General features: G+C 37.5%; 20 protein-coding genes and 1 other annotated feature. Of the genes, 13 read left to right on the top strand and 7 right to left on the bottom strand.

Annotation, left to right across the window (positions count from 1 at the left end; all coding sequences use genetic code 11):
* The first annotated feature begins 43 nt into the window (after positions 1 to 43).
* From infC to rplT, 3 genes are read left to right on the top strand one after another with little or no spacing between them, the layout of a single operon-like run.
* Complete coding sequence (gene infC, locus LRP81_RS01795; protein WP_230499577.1) at positions 44 to 562, top strand: translation initiation factor IF-3; 519 nt, start codon at positions 44 to 46, stop codon at positions 560 to 562.
* A 21-nt stretch (positions 563 to 583) separates the two neighbouring features.
* Positions 584 to 784, top strand: coding sequence for a 50S ribosomal protein L35 (rpmI, locus tag LRP81_RS01790; protein ID WP_230499508.1), 201 nt, complete (start codon positions 584 to 586; stop codon positions 782 to 784).
* Between the two features lie 26 nt (positions 785 to 810).
* Positions 811 to 1170 carry a 50S ribosomal protein L20 gene (gene rplT, locus LRP81_RS01785; RefSeq protein ID WP_010195693.1) on the top strand — a complete coding sequence of 120 codons (360 nt, stop codon included), beginning with the start codon at positions 811 to 813 and terminating at the stop codon, positions 1168 to 1170.
* 125 nt (positions 1171 to 1295) lie between these two features.
* On the opposite strand, the gene LRP81_RS01780 is transcribed toward rplT, so the two are convergent.
* On the bottom strand, positions 1296 to 1955 hold the full coding sequence (locus LRP81_RS01780) for a hypothetical protein (protein WP_230499507.1): 660 nt from the start codon (positions 1953 to 1955) through the stop codon (positions 1296 to 1298).
* Between the two features lie 198 nt (positions 1956 to 2153).
* On the opposite strand from LRP81_RS01780, the gene LRP81_RS01775 reads away from it, so the two are divergent.
* Positions 2154 to 2420 carry a DUF1294 domain-containing protein gene (locus tag LRP81_RS01775; RefSeq protein ID WP_230499506.1) on the top strand — a complete coding sequence of 89 codons (267 nt, stop codon included), beginning with the start codon at positions 2154 to 2156 and terminating at the stop codon, positions 2418 to 2420.
* 61 nt (positions 2421 to 2481) lie between these two features.
* Complete coding sequence (locus LRP81_RS01770; RefSeq protein ID WP_230499505.1) at positions 2482 to 3069, top strand: TVP38/TMEM64 family protein; 588 nt, start codon at positions 2482 to 2484, stop codon at positions 3067 to 3069.
* A 24-nt stretch (positions 3070 to 3093) separates the two neighbouring features.
* Here LRP81_RS01770 and LRP81_RS01765 read toward each other — a convergent pair whose 3' ends face one another.
* Positions 3094 to 3480, bottom strand: coding sequence for a sigma-w pathway protein ysdB (locus LRP81_RS01765; protein WP_230499504.1), 387 nt, complete (start codon positions 3478 to 3480; stop codon positions 3094 to 3096).
* Positions 3481 to 3593: 113 nt separating this feature from the next.
* Between LRP81_RS01765 and LRP81_RS01760 the strand changes: the two genes are divergently transcribed.
* From LRP81_RS01760 to LRP81_RS01750, 3 genes are all read left to right on the top strand, one after another.
* On the top strand, positions 3594 to 4082 hold the full coding sequence (locus tag LRP81_RS01760) for a dUTP diphosphatase (RefSeq protein ID WP_230499503.1): 489 nt from the start codon (positions 3594 to 3596) through the stop codon (positions 4080 to 4082).
* 70 nt (positions 4083 to 4152) lie between these two features.
* Positions 4153 to 5238, top strand: coding sequence for a M42 family metallopeptidase (locus LRP81_RS01755; protein ID WP_230499502.1), 1086 nt, complete (start codon positions 4153 to 4155; stop codon positions 5236 to 5238).
* Between the two features lie 284 nt (positions 5239 to 5522).
* A complete protein-coding gene (locus LRP81_RS01750; RefSeq protein WP_230499501.1) occupies positions 5523 to 6413 on the top strand; it encodes an NERD domain-containing protein in 891 nt (296 codons plus the stop codon).
* A gap of 41 nt (positions 6414 to 6454) precedes the next feature.
* Here LRP81_RS01750 and sspI read toward each other — a convergent pair whose 3' ends face one another.
* Positions 6455 to 6661, bottom strand: coding sequence for a small acid-soluble spore protein SspI (gene sspI / locus LRP81_RS01745; protein ID WP_230499500.1), 207 nt, complete (start codon positions 6659 to 6661; stop codon positions 6455 to 6457).
* A 118-nt stretch (positions 6662 to 6779) separates the two neighbouring features.
* On the opposite strand from sspI, the gene LRP81_RS01740 reads away from it, so the two are divergent.
* The 3 genes from LRP81_RS01740 to pheT all read left to right on the top strand — a co-directional run bounded on the left by LRP81_RS01740 (position 6780) and on the right by pheT (position 11351).
* Complete coding sequence (locus LRP81_RS01740; RefSeq protein WP_230499499.1) at positions 6780 to 7538, top strand: TrmH family RNA methyltransferase; 759 nt, start codon at positions 6780 to 6782, stop codon at positions 7536 to 7538.
* Positions 7539 to 7588: 50 nt separating this feature from the next.
* Positions 7589 to 7834 (top strand) — a binding site (T-box leader).
* 50 nt (positions 7835 to 7884) lie between these two features.
* Positions 7885 to 8919, top strand: coding sequence for a phenylalanine--tRNA ligase subunit alpha (gene pheS, locus LRP81_RS01735; protein WP_230499498.1), 1035 nt, complete (start codon positions 7885 to 7887; stop codon positions 8917 to 8919).
* 17 nt (positions 8920 to 8936) lie between these two features.
* A complete protein-coding gene (gene pheT, locus LRP81_RS01730) occupies positions 8937 to 11351 on the top strand; it encodes a phenylalanine--tRNA ligase subunit beta (RefSeq protein ID WP_230499497.1) in 2415 nt (804 codons plus the stop codon).
* 609 nt (positions 11352 to 11960) lie between these two features.
* Here pheT and rnhC read toward each other — a convergent pair.
* The gene (gene rnhC, locus LRP81_RS01725) at positions 11961 to 12908 is read right to left on the bottom strand and encodes a ribonuclease HIII (RefSeq protein WP_263458216.1); all 948 of its coding nucleotides are present in this window, start codon (positions 12906 to 12908) and stop codon (positions 11961 to 11963) included.
* A 93-nt stretch (positions 12909 to 13001) separates the two neighbouring features.
* On the opposite strand from rnhC, the gene zapA reads away from it, so the two are divergent.
* Both zapA and LRP81_RS01715 read left to right on the top strand, forming a co-directional pair.
* Positions 13002 to 13271, top strand: a complete 270-nt coding sequence (gene zapA / locus LRP81_RS01720; protein ID WP_399206812.1) for a cell division protein ZapA — start codon at positions 13002 to 13004, stop codon at positions 13269 to 13271.
* Between the two features lie 7 nt (positions 13272 to 13278).
* Positions 13279 to 13821: a CvpA family protein gene (locus tag LRP81_RS01715; protein ID WP_230499495.1), complete on the top strand. Its 543-nt coding sequence runs from the start codon at positions 13279 to 13281 to the stop codon at positions 13819 to 13821.
* 67 nt (positions 13822 to 13888) lie between these two features.
* Here the strand turns inward: LRP81_RS01715 and LRP81_RS01710 are convergent, their stop codons facing one another.
* The 3 genes from LRP81_RS01710 to LRP81_RS01700 are packed head-to-tail and all read right to left on the bottom strand — an operon-like array spanning position 13889 to position 16816.
* Positions 13889 to 14887 (bottom strand): SPFH domain-containing protein, encoded by a 999-nt coding sequence (locus LRP81_RS01710; protein ID WP_230499494.1) that lies wholly within the window; start codon positions 14885 to 14887, stop codon positions 13889 to 13891.
* 29 nt (positions 14888 to 14916) lie between these two features.
* Positions 14917 to 15795 carry a TPM domain-containing protein gene (locus tag LRP81_RS01705; protein WP_230499493.1) on the bottom strand — a complete coding sequence of 293 codons (879 nt, stop codon included), beginning with the start codon at positions 15793 to 15795 and terminating at the stop codon, positions 14917 to 14919.
* The gene (locus LRP81_RS01700; RefSeq protein ID WP_230499492.1) at positions 15782 to 16816 is read right to left on the bottom strand and encodes a TFIIB-type zinc ribbon-containing protein; all 1035 of its coding nucleotides are present in this window, start codon (positions 16814 to 16816) and stop codon (positions 15782 to 15784) included. The genes LRP81_RS01705 and LRP81_RS01700 overlap by 14 nt, the downstream gene beginning before the upstream one ends.
* Positions 16817 to 16821: the final 5 nt, after the last annotated feature.

Below are 16821 nucleotides of genomic sequence, written 5' to 3'. Positions count from 1 at the left end.
TTGTTCGTCAAACGGTGTTCGGAAAAAACCTTGGAGGTGGCTAATTATTAGCAAGGACATGATGGTAAACGAAGGCATTCGTGCTCGTGAAGTTCGTCTAATCGGTCAAAATGGAGACCAGCTTGGGATTAAATCTAAAGTAGAAGCGCTTGAGATTGCAACCCGTGCAAATCTTGACTTAGTAATGGTTGCGCCTAATGCAAAACCTCCTGTATGCCGGATTATGGACTATGGAAAGTTCCGTTTCGAGCAACAGAAGAAAGATAAAGAAGCGCGTAAAAACCAAAAAGTTATCAGCTTAAAGGAAGTTCGTTTAAGTCCTACTATTGATGAGCATGACTTCAACACAAAACTTCGCAATGCAATTAAATTCCTTGAAAAAGGAGACAAAGTAAAGGCTTCAATCCGTTTCAAGGGTCGTGCCATAACACATAAGGAAATCGGTCAGCGTGTGCTGGATCGTTTTTCAGCTGCATGTGCAGAAGTTTCCACAGTTGAGTCTCATCCAAAAATGGATGGACGTAGCATGTTCTTAATTTTGGCACCAAAAAACGAAAAGTAATTCATATGAGGAGGAACTCCAATGCCTAAAATGAAAACTCATCGCGGATCAGCGAAAAGATTCAAGAAAACTGGATCTGGTAAACTGAAGCGTTCTCACGCATATACAAGTCATATGTTCGCTAACAAGACTCAAAAGCAAAAGCGTAAACTACGTAAAGCAGCAGTAGTGAGCAAAGGTGATTTCAAACGCATTCGTCACATGTTAGACAACTTAAGATAATATTTTTAAATTAGGAGGTACACAAAATGCCAAGAGTTAAAGGCGGTACAGTAACACGCCAACGTCGTAAAAAAGTCATCAAATTAGCTAAAGGTTATTACGGTTCTAAACACACTTTATATAAAGTAGCAAACCAACAAGTAATGAAATCCTTAATGTACGCTTACCGCGATCGTCGCCAAAAGAAGCGCGACTTCCGTAAGCTTTGGATCGCTCGTATCAACGCAGCGGCTCGCATGAATGGTCTTTCTTACAGCCGTCTAATGCACGGTTTAAAAGTAGCTGGTATTGAAGTTAACCGTAAAATGTTAGCGGAACTTGCAGTTAGTGATGAAAAAGCATTTGCTGAATTAGCAACAGCTGCAAAAAACAGCTTAAACAAATAATTTAAAAACATCTGTAGACAACCTGAAGTTGTCTACAGTTTTTTTATTTATTAAAAAAATTAAGAAAGGTTTAGCTTCTCAAAGATATGAGTCTCTTTGTCTAGAAGAAGAAACCCGATCTTTTCTTATGGACTATGCACATCTCTTACAATCGCATACAAAAGCCACTCCTCTTGGTGTTCTTTGAAGACAAATCGCATAGCTTGCCAAGTAACTCCACTTTCGTCTGTTGCTTTTGAGTAGTATTCTACGTATTTAGCATCTGGGTAATTTTCTGATATGGTGTTTAATGTGCCGCCACTATTTACAGATGAGCTGTTATAAGTAACAGTTTCATAGTTTACAGGTTCACCCATTATGGTATGGAATAAGTATTTATCTACATAGTTTGCTTTCGTTGCAGTTATTTCTTTCCCAGAAAGAAGGTCATGGCCCCAAAGGATTTCATGATCATTCCCAGTCAACTCTTCTTTAGCTAAAACTACCTCTGCCGCATCAAAACTACCTATATTTGCGAAGCTCGAGAAAACCACACCATCTGGATGGGAGATTTCAGTTATTTCTTCCCATTTAAGATGTTCTAAAGAAGAAAGTAATGATACGCTTTTCTCCAAAAGTATTTCTTCTTCAGTGGAACTTGGAGGTTCATTTTTAACTTCATTTTCTCCCCCATCAGCTTCACTTAAAGGTTCATTCTCGATTATTATCGTCTTTTCTGTTAGAGGGCTGCAAGCTGTCATAAAAACTAGTACTAAAATCAGTATAAAAACATAGAGCCTAATCAATACAATAACCTCCTATTGTCATTCATTTACAATTATTTAATTGTACTAATTAGACGGTAAAAGACAATTTTGGTTTCTTGTTTATCCATTAAAAAAAGTTAGATACAGGCGCAAGTCGGACTTCTTTTATTTTGTGTTGTAAAATAGAGATATATCTGCATAAAAGCCTATGCACACTTTTACTACTGGGAGGATATGATGGAAGTACTTATCGGCTATTATCTATTAATAAATATAATTGGTTTCGTTGTCATGAAAGTTGATAAAAGGCGAGCTATTCAACAGAAGTGGAGAGTTCCAGAATTGCATCTGTGGGGGATTGCTTTGCTGGGAGGACCGCTTGGAGAATGGATCGGAATGAACACATTTCGCCATAAAACGAAGCATCTATCCTTTAGATTGGGATTGCCGATGCTAACAATTATCCATGCAATGGCATGGGGGTATTATTTCTTTATCGGATAAGCTATCATAATTAATAACGACAAGAATAAGATTAACTAACACAGCAAGGGAGGCATGCCATATGGACGAAAAACTGGAAGTGCTTTTTGTCGTGATTGAAAGTCACTGGTTGCTGGCCTCTCTTGGCTTTCTGCTATTTCATATAGTAAGGCAAATTCTATTTATTCCAGTCGTCATTATCTGCATTGCAGGTGGTGCATTATTTGGTGGACTTATTGGGAGTATATATTCTATCGTAGGCTTGACCTTATCTAGTCTATTCTTTTATTTTTTATATCAACAGTTTCCACGAATTTTTGCCAAAATCTTAAATATGAAAGAAAGGCTTTTTGGTTCAAAGGCAAATTTCAGTGTGGGTCAAATTACGGTCATGCGCCTTATCCCCTTTATCCATTTTCATCTGCTGTCACTTTGTCTAATTGAAACGACAAAGAATTTCCATAAATATGCGAGGGCGTCACTGATTACCAATATACCACTCGCTATCATCTATACGATTTTTGGACAATTTATTACAGAATTTTCTCCAACCGCAATGCTAGTGGTACTTGTTCTATTACTCCTCCTTATGTTAGTCATGAGACAAAGGGTCGTGGTAATGAAATGGGAACAGTTTTTTCAAAAAGAAAAGCAATATAAAAGAGGTTGAAGCCATAAATTGGCACCAACCTCTTTATTTTTCTTTTAAGAATTCCTTGATTGGGCTCTTCCAATCAATCAGTGCATCGGGATACTGTTTTCTGATTTCTTTTTGAATATACTCAAAATCTTGCCTTTTTAACCCTTGCAACATCTCAGGATTCTTTGACCAAATAAAAATTGAGATTACTTCAAATGCTCTCTCGGTTGTTCCAAGGTATTTTTCCCCTTCAAACATGATTCCCTTGTATGTTAGAAGAAAATTCTTTCTTACATTATTTTTCTGATCGAGCAAAAAAAAGTTCTTCTGTTCATGGGCTATCTCCAGTTTCCGTTTAGGATTAAGGAGATACTTAAAGATAGAATAAATAATGAAGACAACAAGGGCAAGCAATGCTAGACGAATGAGAATCATAAACATAATTGTTACTCCTTCGCAAAAATAATGCATTTATTATAAAATATCTTATATACGAGCAAGGAGAGAAAAGGTTTCGTTTTTTTAAAAAAATAATATTAAAAGAGGTAGTACCTATGAACTTTACAATTTTATTAGAAATGCAAAAAGAATTAGATGAAAAAATAGAATCCCAACATGGGCTGCGAAAAGAAGACTTAATCAATGAAAAAATTCTGGCACTTTTAGTGGAACTTGGTGAACTTGCGAATGAAACGCGCTGTTTCAAATTTTGGAGTGTGAAACCATCTGCAGAACGCACTGTCATTCTAGAAGAATACGTGGATGGAGTTCATTTTATCCTATCACTTGGACTAACCTTTGGATATGGAAATGAGTTACCTCCAAGAATGGCAGAAAAGAAGGATTCTCTTACATCCCAATTCAATCAAGTATATTCTTTAATATCCGTGTTTAAAAATGATATATCAGAAATAAACTATGCTGTGTTAGTAGATAACTATATGAACTTGGGCGAAATGCTAGGTTTCTCGTGGGAGGAAGTAGAGGCTGCATACATGGCTAAAAACAAAGTGAATCACCAACGTCAGCAACAAGGCTATTAATTCTTTTTACAATAAAAATACTTTTCTGTATAATGATTGTTGGATTCATATTATTAAGGGGGTCGAAATAATGACTAAGCTTGATGAAACGTTAACAATGCTGAAAGACCTAACTGATGCCAAAGGTATACCTGGCAATGAAAAAGAACCACGTGACATCATGAGAAAATACATAACTCCTTTTGCAGATGAAGTCATGACAGACGGACTTGGAAGCTTAATTGCCAAGAAAATTGGTAAAGCTGGCGGACCAAAAGTGATGGTTGCTGGACACTTGGATGAGGTCGGGTTTATGATTACACATATTGATGACCGTGGTTTCCTACGCTTCCAAACGGTTGGCGGTTGGTGGTCCCAAGTAATGCTTGCACAACGAGTAACCATCGTAACGTCCAAAGGTGACGTAACAGGGGTAATTGGCTCCAAGCCACCACATATCCTACCTCCAGAAGCTCGTAAAAAGCCAGTAGATATTAAAGACATGTTCATCGATATCGGGGCATCTAGCCGTGAAGAAGCACAGGAGTGGGGAGTGCGTCCTGGAGATCAAGTCGTTCCTTACTTCGAATTCACAGTAATGAACAATGAAAAAATGCTACTTGCCAAAGCATGGGATAACCGCATCGGCTGTGCCATTGCTATCGATGTTTTAAAATACTTGAAAGATGCTGACCATCCAAACGTAGTATACGGAGTTGGTACCGTTCAAGAAGAAGTAGGTTTACGTGGAGCAAAAACATCCGCTAACCTAATTCAGCCAGACATCGGATTCGGTGTGGACGTAGGAATTGCCGGAGATACTCCAGGTGTAACAGAAAAAGAAGCACTAAGCAAAATGGGGAAAGGACCACAAATCATTCTTTACGATGCGTCCATGATCTCACACAAAGGCTTACGTGACTTGGTAACAAATGTAGCAGACGAAATGGAAATTCCATATCAATTCGATTCTGTTGCAGGTGGCGGAACAGACTCTGGAGCAATCCACTTAACTGCTCAAGGTGTCCCAGCACTTTCCATCACTATCGCGACTCGCTACATTCACTCTCACGCAGCAATGCTCCACCGCGATGACTATGAAAACGCAGTTAAACTTATCGGAGAAGTAATTAAGCGTTTAGATTCAGACACAGTAAATAAATTAACATTTGATTGATTGGAGAATCCCCGTTGCTTGCCTTTTTTAGTGCAGCAATGGGGGTTTTTTGGATGAATATGGATTTGGCACGAACTTGTTGTATTTTGGCACGAACTATAGTGACTTTCGCACGAACTTCTTGCATTTCCGCACCAACTGTTACTTATTTGGCACCAACTTTTAGTGTAGTACTACAATCTTCTATTTTATGGTAATATAAGTGGAAAAAACCACGAACAGAACCCATAATTATCCTCAAATTGCGTGCATTGCAACGAAGACTATCAAATAATCATACGAAAATGTCACAAATCGAACAAGAACTTGCCAAAAGAGTAGCAGGATACAGAGGTAAGCTTTCTATGGACTATTATTTATCCTTTTTGGATGTTAAAGGGTATTATATTTTTCATGATCTGCGATTACACACCGGTAATAAATACTTTCAGATGGATATCCTCATTTTATCTGCAAACTATCTTCTTATACTTGAAATAAAAAACATTATTGGTACTGTTCAATTTGAAAATTATTTTAATCAATTTATTAGGACTGTTAATGGGCTAGAAGAGGGGTTTTATAATCCTATATTTCAAACAGACAAACAAAAATATATGTTAAAGCAATGGCTGAATGTACAAAAGTTTAACACTCCTCCAATTGAGTCCTTGATTTGCTTTACCAACCCTCAAACTATTATAAGAGCTGATTCAAGAGTTAAAGGGACCGATTCTGTAATTCATAGTCAAAACCTACTGAAAATTGCTGAAATGGATCAGAAACATAGAACATCTATATTTACAAAAAAAGATTTATTAAAAATAGCTCGTTGTTTGATTAAAAGCAATAAACAAGATAGCTCGAATGTGCTTGCTAGATTTAATATAGCACCGGATGAAATTATTAAAGGTGTACATTGTCCAAGATGTTACAAAATTCCAATAGATAGAAAACGGGGGAATTGGTATTGTTCAAATTGTAAAATCCATTCAAAAGATGCATATATTGATTCATTAAAAGATCATTTGCTTTTATTTGGTCCTCAATTTACCCACCTCCAATTTAAAGAGTTTCTTAAAATAAACTCAAACTCAATTGCTTCAAAATTAATATCCTCGCTTAATTTGAGCTATAGTGGTACTTCATATAAACGGACTTACATTTTGAATAATGACGATTTCCTCCCAAAATAAAAAACAGCCCCTTCCAAGGAGCTGTCCACCATCGTCCAATACTATTTCAAGCCTTCTTCTAATGTGGAGAGCATTTCGGACTTTTCCTGTTCGGAAGAATTTTCCCAAATTACTTCAAACAAAACGCCTAAACCTGGAAGCATTTTTTCTTCGCCTTTGTTAATAGCATCTAAGATTGTCGCTCTAAGCTCTTCTTGGGAATTACCTTCCACATTTTGACGGATAGCATGACGTAAGTTCAAATTCAATGTAATCACCTCATAGGAAAAATAGTATCATTGCATAGGGTGTCCATGCCAAGCTTTCATTATGTATATCAAATGCGTATAATAGCTATATGGAAAAGCAAAAAGGAGAAACAAAGCATTGAAATATATTGAATCGGTAAAAAATAATCAGGTTAAGCAGTGGAAAAAGCTACATAAGAAAAAAGAGCGAGAGAAGTCAGGCACCTTCATTATTGAAGGTTTTCACTTAATAGAAGAGGCTTTAAAGGTGAATGACCTTGTTGAAATAATTATCATCTCTGAAGATCGATCTATCCCAAAACATTGGGAGTTTAATGAGATAGAACTCATCTATGCAGTCCCAAGTGTTTTAAAAGAAATTAGCGAAACAGAGACGCCTCAAGGGGTTACGGCTATTTGTAGAATTCCGAAAAACAACCAGCAAACCATAAACCAACATCATAAACTATTAATGCTTGATCAAGTACAAGATCCTGGGAATGTGGGTACAATGATAAGAACGGCTGATGCTGCAGGGATGGACATGGTTATTTTAGGGGAAGGTTGTGCAGATCTTTATAGCTCTAAAGTGATTCGCTCTACTCAAGGTTCTATATTCCACCTTCCAATTCTTCGAGGAGAGTTAAGCGACTATATCAAGTTGTGTAAGCTGCAGAATATTCCTGTATACGGAACAGCGTTAACAAATGGTGTTGTTTATCACGAAATGAAACCATCATCTTCATTTGCTCTTATCCTAGGGAATGAAGGAAGCGGGATGTCAGAAAATCATCTAGTTCAAACGGACAAGAATCTTTTTATTCCTATTCATGGAAAGAGTGAGTCCTTAAATGTTGGTGTAGCAGCAGGAATTTTAATGTATTATTTACGAGGATAGAGTTGCAACACGAACTGGTTTTCAATATAATATAAAAATAGTTACATACGAACAAAGCAGTGACAGAGGAAAGTACCTCCGATCAGACCTTTTTAGGGATAAAATGCCATAGACTGAAAGCATTTTAATGGAAGATTTGAGGGAACATTTCACCTCTTGAGTTGGCACTTGGACCAGCAGGAAGTTAGCTGTAAAGGTGTACCGGTTAGAAAGCCGTTATCTGGAATGAAGCGAACAGAAATCTTTCATGATTTTTGTTAATTAGGGTGGTACCGCGATGATAACTCGTCCCTTCACGATGAAGAGACGAGTTTTTTTATTTGCCAAAAAATAAGGAGGAATCAAAATGGAGGAAAGATTAAAGGAGCTAGAAGCACTTGCGATAGAACAAGTCAGCCAAGCGGAAGACTTAAAGCAATTAAATGATGTGCGTGTCGCATATCTTGGGAAAAAAGGACCAATTACCGAGATTTTAAAAGGAATGGGGAAACTTTCGGCAGAAGAGCGTCCAAAAATGGGATCACTTGCAAATGTAGTACGTGGAAATGTGGCTGCGAAGATAGAAGAGAAGCAAACAGCATTGGAAAAAGCAGAAGTGGCCAAAAAGCTTTCATCCGAAACCATTGATGTTACATTACCTGGTCGTCCAGTGCCTACAGGAAATCCACATCCATTAACAAAAGTAATTGAAGAAATTGAAGATTTATTTCTAGGTATGGGTTATACCATCACAGAAGGGCCAGAGGTGGAAACAGATTATTATAACTTCGAAGCATTGAATTTGCCAAAAGACCATCCAGCGCGTGATATGCAGGATTCCTTCTATATTACGGATGAAATATTGCTGCGTACCCAGACTTCTCCAGTACAGGCTAGAACGATGGAAGCCAACAAAGAAAAAGGACCAATTAAAATCATTTGTCCAGGGAAGGTGTATCGTCGAGATGATGATGATGCTACACACTCCCACCAATTCACTCAAATTGAAGGGCTAGTCATTGATGAAAACATCAGTATGAGTGATCTTAAAGGGACACTTGAAGCATTTGCAAAGAAAATGTTCGGGGAAGACCGAGAAATCCGCCTGCGTCCAAGCTTTTTCCCTTTCACAGAGCCGTCGGTTGAAATTGATGTGACCTGTGCGAAATGTGGTGGAAATGGATGCAGCATGTGTAAAGGAACAGGCTGGATTGAAATTCTTGGTGCAGGGATGGTTCATCCAAAAGTACTGGAAATGTCCGGTTATGACCCGAATAAATATCAAGGGTTTGCATTTGGAATGGGACCTGAGAGGATTGCGATGCTGCGCTACGGCATTGATGATATTCGTCATTTTTACACAAATGACCAACGCTTTGTGAAGCAGTTTAATCGAGTTTAATTGGAGGGAAACAAGCGATGTTAGTATCTTATAATTGGTTAAAAGACTACGTAAATATAGAGGACATTTCAGCAGAAGACCTTGCGGAAAAAATCACAAGAAGCGGGATTGAAGTGGAAGGTGTAGAAGTATTAAACGAAGGCATTAATGGAGTTGTCATTGGGCACGTCCTTGAAAGGGAACAGCATCCAAATGCCGATAAATTAAACAAATGCCTTGTAGATGTTGGAGAAAGCGAACCAGTACAAATCATCTGTGGTGCTAAAAATGTTGATAAGGGACAAAAGGTTGCAGTTGCGACTGTTGGTGCAGTACTTCCTGGAAATTTCAAAATTAAACGTGCAAAGCTGCGTGGTGAGGAATCCAACGGAATGATTTGTTCTCTTCAGGAACTGGGCATTAACTCGAAACTTGTTGCAAAAGATTTTGCAGAAGGAATATTTGTTTTCCCAAGTGATGTGGAAGTTGGTGCAGATGCGCTTGAATATTTAAACCGTACCGATAAAGTATTGGAATTAGGTTTAACACCCAACCGCTCTGATGCTCTAAGCATGCTTGGAGTAGCTTATGAAGTTGGAGCAATATTGGGACGTGAAGTTAAATGGCCTTCCACTGAATATGCAGCAAATAATGAGGTGGCTGAAGACTATATTTCTGTAAAAGTGGAAGCAGAAGAAGATAACCCATTGTATGTGGCTAAAGTCGTGAAAAACATCAAAATTGCACCATCACCACTTTGGATGCAGGCTCGCCTGATGGCTGCGGGAATTCGCCCCCATAATAATGTTGTTGATATCACTAACTACATCTTACTAGAATACGGCCAACCACTGCATGCATTTGATTATGACCGACTTGGAAGCAAGGAAATCCTAGTACGCCGTGCACAAAAAGGCGAGAAAATTACGACTCTGGATGATACAGAACGTACTTTAACCGAAGATCACCTTGTGATTACGAATGGAATAGAACCAATCGCCTTGGCAGGAGTAATGGGCGGGGCAAATTCTGAAGTACAATCTGATACGACGACAGTACTTTTGGAATCTGCCTATTTCAACGGTGTAACAATTAGAAAAGCTTCAAAAGATCATGGTCTGAGAAGTGAGGCAAGTGCCCGCTATGAAAAAGGTATTGATCCAGCTCGCACTCGTGAGGCAGCAGAAAGAGCGATTTCTTTAATGGAACAGTATGCAGGTGGAGAAGTAGTAAGCGGCTCTGTAGAAGCAAATACGCTTACCATTGAACCCGCAATAGTTACTACAACTGTTGAAAAAATTAATTCGGTTTTAGGGACTTCCATTACATCTGAGGAAGTTAAAGACATCTTTACTCGCTTACAATTTGGTGTAGCAGAAGACAATGGCAGTTTCACTGTCACGGTACCGACTCGACGTGGTGACATAACCATTGAAGAGGATCTTGTAGAAGAAGTTGCACGTCTCTATGGATACGACAACATTCCAACTACACTTCCAGTCAGTGCTGCAACACCGGGAGTGTTAACTCCATATCAAGCGATGCGACGCAAAGTTCGCCGTTACCTTGAAGGAGCAGGGTTGATTCAAAATATTACGTATTCTTTGACTAGTGAAGAAAGAGCGAAGCAATTCGCCTTAGAAGATGGAGAAGCGATTCGTTTAGCAATGCCGATGAGTGAAGAGCGTAGTACGTTACGTTTAAGTCTAGTTCCGCACTTACTTGATGCATTACAGCATAATATTGCGAGATCTCTACAAGCAAACGCTGTCTATGAAATCGGTTCAGTCTTTATCGGAAAAGAGAATACCACATTACCAGAGGAAAAAGAACGTCTTGCTGGTGCTTTAACGGGTTTATGGGAACAACACCCGTGGCAAGGAGAGAAAAAGGCAGTTGATTTCTTTGTAGTAAAAGGTATCTTAGAAGGAATGTTCCGTATCCTTGGAGTAGAAGAATCTATTTCCTATGCTCGCTTAGAAAAAGACGGATTACACCCTGGTCGTACGGCAGAAGTTTTGTTGAATGGGAAAAGCATTGGTTTTGTTGGTCAACTTCACCCTGAAATCTTAAATGAAATAGATCTTCCCGAAACGTATGTGTTTGAATTGGATTTGGTTAGTCTATTAACAGAAAATGTTGGAGAAATTCAGTATGAAGCTATTCCTCGCTTCCCGTCCATTAGCAGAGATATTGCACTTGTGGTAGACAGAAACGTTCCAGCGGGTGAACTACAAGAAATCATCAAAAGTACTGGTGGCTCCTTATTGAAAGAAGTGCAAGTATTTGATGTTTATGAAGGCGACAAAATAGATACTTCCAAAAAATCCGTGGCGTTCGCACTAAGGTACTATCACCCTGAACATACGCTAACAGATGAAGAAGTAACTAAAGTTCACAACAAAGTATTACAAGCAGTAGAAGAGAAATTTGCGGCTGTACTTAGAAGCTAATAATAATCATTTAAGAAACAGGACTCCTAATTTAATGGACTCCTGTTTTTTATTGACTTTCAGATTAAGCTAGTAATAACTTCAGCAAAATTACTGCTTCCTAGAAAAAAGAAAAAAGAGTTTGAATGCAAGCCTTATTAAAAATAGGAAAATGGAAGGATTTATACGAACGTGTGTTCTGTTTTTCTTTGGGAATGGTATAATGGAATGGACAGTATAATAGGAACGGGTGGTGCGGTGAATCCCTGTGGAGAACGGGGGTGACCGTATGAGCGAGATGCAGATATTTCTTACCACAGGGCTATTCCTCTTTGCGTTTGTAAATTTAGTAATAGTGCTTATAAAGGAAATGACAAAAAAATAACCCACCCGTGACTTTTCTAATTCGCTGTTAGGCAGTCGGGTGAGTTTAGTAATACGTTCGACTCCACAGTAGCCGTGCTTCTGCGGAAATTATACTGTTAAGAGTCAAAGTGCGCCAACACTTTGGCTTTTTAAAGAAATAAAAAGTTAAGAAATGTTTAGCAGAAAAAATCCGCTCACACTAATTTATATATATAAAAATTATATCATAACAAGAGCAACAGTATACGGCTGAAGTATGACTTTTCATCTTAGTAGTTTTTTTGCTTTACTTGTATTAGCAAAATGCACTTTTGCCACCTGGTTTAAAAAGGCTTCTCCATGCTTTGAGATAACTTTTGCACCAGCTTCATCAACTTTTGCACCTGCACCTTTTGGTATCGTTATTCCTGCCAGTTCACTTAATTTATCCATCTCTTGTAAAAAAGAGTATCTTGCAATAATTGAAGCTGCTGCGACCGATAAGTGCAGTCCTTCCGCTTTAGTATGAAAATAAACGTTTTCTCTCACAATCTGTTGTTGCTGTGCGATGTGACGATAGTACACACCAGACTCGGCAAACTGATCAATTAGGATGGCATCAGGTTTATCCGGAGCAATTTTATTTAAAACATGTTGTAATGCTTTATTATGCAAAAGTGCTTTCATTTTACCTTGTGTCATTCCTTTTTGTTGCATTTCATTATACTTTTCATTATGTAAAACTAATAAGCTGTATGGAATATGCGGAATAATCTCTTTAGCGATCCTTATTATTTTTTCATCATTCAAGGCTTTTGAATCTTGCACACCAAGATCTTTTAACTTAGCCATTTGCTCCTTTTTTACATAGGCGGCACAAACAGTGATTGGCCCAAAATAATCTCCAGTTCCTACCTCATCAGAACCAATGACTGAAAGCGATGAAAACCCTTCTGGTAAGGATGTTTTGTGTGCTTTTGTTGTTCCAGTAGGTGCTTTTTTAGCCTTTTGTGGCGCTGTATTTGCGCCAAACTCCTGCCATATTTTTGCTTCCTCGTCTGCTCCTTTTCCTTGAAACAATACTTTTCCAGATTTATATGCAGTTATATTGCATGATGGAGATTTCGCAGCAAAAATGGCACCTACTGGGAGCTTCTCCAACCGATGATCTTTATAAAAAATCTCCATTTTGTTTAATATACTTGTGGATACTTGAAGGACTTGATAGGACAATTCATTCACTCCTACTACAAATTTTTACATTTTTCTATCTTTCTTTTCCACTTTATAATGTTTCATGGTATTATAAAGATTAGGATTTTATGAATGGGGGCATACACGTTGTCAGAGCAAAAAACTCGCACAACTGTCGACATATATGGACAACAATATTCTATTGTAGGTACGGAAAGTATCAGTCATATACGGCTTGTTGCTTCCATTGTTGATGAAAAAATGAGAGAAATCAATACGAAGAACTCCAATTTAGATATAAGTAAATTGGCAGTACTGACTGCTGTTAACGTTGTACATGATTATATCAAATTAAAAGATGAATATGATACTTTGCAAAGAGATTTAAAGAAAAAGGATTGAATATACAATGTTAGATTTAATAATAATAGGCATGTTTATATTGGGATTAATAGTTGGAATTCGTAGAGGATTTATCATGCAAATTGTTCACTTATCGGGTTTTATTGCAGCATTTGTTGTTGCATATATGTTTTACGCAGATCTAGCACCAAAGCTTAAGTTATGGGTACCAATGCCTCACTTTGGAAATGCAGAAGCATCCATGTTTTTTGAAGCGATAAGCTTGGATACTGCTTACTACAGGGCAGTAGCATTCGCTATTTTATTCTTTGGTACGAGAATTGCAACACAAATAATTGGCTCCATGCTTGATTTTCTCGCGCACCTTCCTATTTTAAAACAGATCAATGGTTGGGCAGGTGCAGCTCTTGGGTTTGTAGAAGTATATTTGATTGTGTTTATTTTATTATATATTGGTGCACTTGTACCTGTTGAATTGGTTCAAACTTCAATAAGCGATTCTTCCATGGCAACAGGTATTGTAGAGAATACACCCATTTTTTCGGAAAAACTTAGAGAATTATGGACAGGGTACATGGCGAGTAGATAATAAAATACTATTATCAAAAAACGGATCCATTCAAGTTTGAATGATGATCCGTTTTTCTATTTGGTAACTAATTTAGTTTATGTCCGCAGTTACCACAGAAGTTTGCACCATTAGTTTTAGTACCACAATTTGGGCAGAAATTCGGGATGCTCAAACTATTTGAATTACTCGGAGGTGCAGGTGTTGGAGGGGCTTGGTTAGGTTGGGCTTGATTTGGATTAGGTTGGTTCATCTGATTCATCATTTGGTTCGCCATATTCATACCCATCATCATGCCAGCTACATCCGAAGCGGCACCTCCACTAGTCATTTTACCAGAAGACATTCCATCAATCATGGAAATACGTTGATATTTATCAACATCACCTACCATACCATGGGATGCTGCCTTAGATATCATATCTTGAATTTCTTTCGGATAGTTAAAACTCATTACATGGAAGCCGGTAATGGTAAGGCCGCTTTCTATCAGTTGCATATCTAAGTCTTCCTTAATTCCTTTTGATATATCAAAGGAATTTGCTTGAAGATTAAACATATCTTTGCCTTCTCTTGTAATCCACTTCATAAGTAAGGGATCTAGAATTGATGTAATCCGCAATTTAACGTCATCAACTAAGTATCTCGCTCTAACTCCAGCTATTTTATCAATTAATGAAATATAGTCGTTTACTTTAAATTGAAAAGTCCCATTTGCTCTTATTGGCATGCCACCAGGTAGACCAGGAGCAGGGATGTTTATGGCGTTTCTTGTACCCCATTTCACAGTAAATTCTTTCGTGTTTACAAAGAGTACTTCTACTCTCATACCACTATTGAATCCGAACTTGAATCCTTTTAAAGTTGAGAGAAACGGAATTATTTGAGACTCCACATCATACGTTCCTTCGTCCTTAAATACGCCTTCAATTCTTCCATTGTTGTAAAAAATAGCATCCTGACCAGGACGGATAATGAGCTTACTGCCTTTTTTGATCTCGTTGTTATGCCATTTATAAAAAATCATATCTTCTCTAAATTCTTGCCATTCCACTACATTGGCAAATTGATTTCTGAAAAAAGACATCCTTTTATTGCTCCTTTCATCATAAATACTTAAAACTTACCTTTACTACCACTATGCGAATGCCCGCCTCTTGTGATTCCTCCACCGCTAGAGAATCCGCCTCCACTATTGTTATTAGAATTATTTGAAGGTTTTTTTACTTTTGTCACAGTTTGCCTTACGAATTGATCACGTTTTTGTAAAACTCCTGAACTATTTCTATTTAAATAGGTTCCTGGATTAACTTTTATCTTTACTCTATTAAAGAGCAACATGATTCCCACAATTATAGCTGAAAGTACAATTGAAGCTACAAGTACGTCTATCCAAGTTAACTCTACTTCTTTTGTATAGCGGTTGTTATAAGAAGAGTCTGATTCTCCTCCTGTATTATTATTTGTGTGAGCATTAGGAGGAGCAGGATCTACTTCTTCATTTTCAGGTTCCGTTAACATAAAATCATGTGTTAACTCTATAAAAGTTGAAAAAGCTTGAAAATAGTCTCCATTCCTTAGTGAAGGAACAATAATATCTCGGATTTCATCTAAGCGATCATCATTTAAATAGATCTCTGCTTTTTTAAACCCTGTCAAGTAAAAATCTCTGGTTTCCATATCTATTGTCAGAATTGCAGTATTTCCATGGGGTTGTTCATAGCCTGGTGCTTCTTCGTCATAAAAATCCCCCATATAGTCCTCAATCACTTTTCCGTCCATTCCATCAGCTGTCAAGATGATGAGAGCAGTTTCACTTTCCATGGATAGTTCCTCAGATAATGCTTCAAGCTCTGTAATTTGTTCTTCAGTTAGTAGATTAGCGTTATCAAAGATAAATTGCTTTTGATGAGGAACATCAGCAAATACTGGATTGCTCCAGGATAGTAAAAAGAAAAAAGCGAATAATATCAAAAACACTTTACTGTATTTCACCGAAAGCCTCCCCTAAAAACAAAATTATCATAAAAAGAATAAATAGTGATATTGACATACTAGCAAACCATATTCCCATCTTCCCATAACTAATTGGTGGTTTTCCAACTATCTTGCCTGTTTGTCCGTTCATAGCAAAAGTATGCTCGGATTGTTTGTAATCATAGCTTACCATCCAAACGGGGAGTAATGTATAATGACTTTTTAAGTTTTGGGTATTAATTTTCTTATCTTGATATGTCAAAGAGTTATAACCAGAAAGAGTAGATCGAATATAGGAGTCTATGTTTGTACTAATCTTGTTTTTTGCTCGTGGTAATAATTCATCATCTGTGAAATTATATTTCTCTGCTATATAACCTACTAAGTATGGTGTTTTGAACTCCTTTAGTTGGTCGTATGGAAATGGTTCAAGCTTATCCATTATGTCATCATTCATTTTTTCAGAGGCATCAACAGGTACTTTTACATAATCCAAATTTATGTCTCGAAATATATCGTAGTAATTTGTCTCAGTATAGATGTAATCTCCTCTTGTATATTTTCGAACTTTAGTTCCAACAGCATTAACCTGAATACTGCTATTTAAATCATATAACCAAAAAGGCACATACATGCCTGTGATACTTTTAATACGGTCAGCTGTCATAAATTCTGTTGGTGTAAAAAAACCTTTTTTGCACCATTTTTTAAAAGCTTCCATGGCTTGTTCTTTGCTGATGGTAAAAGGTATAACCTTCGCTGGTGCCAAATGTCCTGATAGTCTGTCTGCTATTACGACACCTGCTCCGCAGAAGTTACAGCTGGTGGCAGTCGTCTCGGCCTCCGTAATTAAAATTGCTCCACAGTTATTACAATTATATTCTTTGACTTCATTTTCCTCAAAGGTTGCGGTAATCAAATGTTCTGGATGTTCTGTAATTTCTTCATTCATTCCACAGCTTTGGCAAGAAAGCGTCTCTAACGCCGTATCATAACGCATATCATTTCCACAATTAGGACATTTATAATGGAGAATCATCCTAT

It is taken from the genome of Sutcliffiella rhizosphaerae, assembly GCF_917563925.1.
Classification (GTDB): domain Bacteria; phylum Bacillota; class Bacilli; order Bacillales; family Bacillaceae_I; genus Sutcliffiella_A; species Sutcliffiella_A rhizosphaerae.
This window is presented reverse-complemented; position numbering and strand designations above follow the sequence as displayed.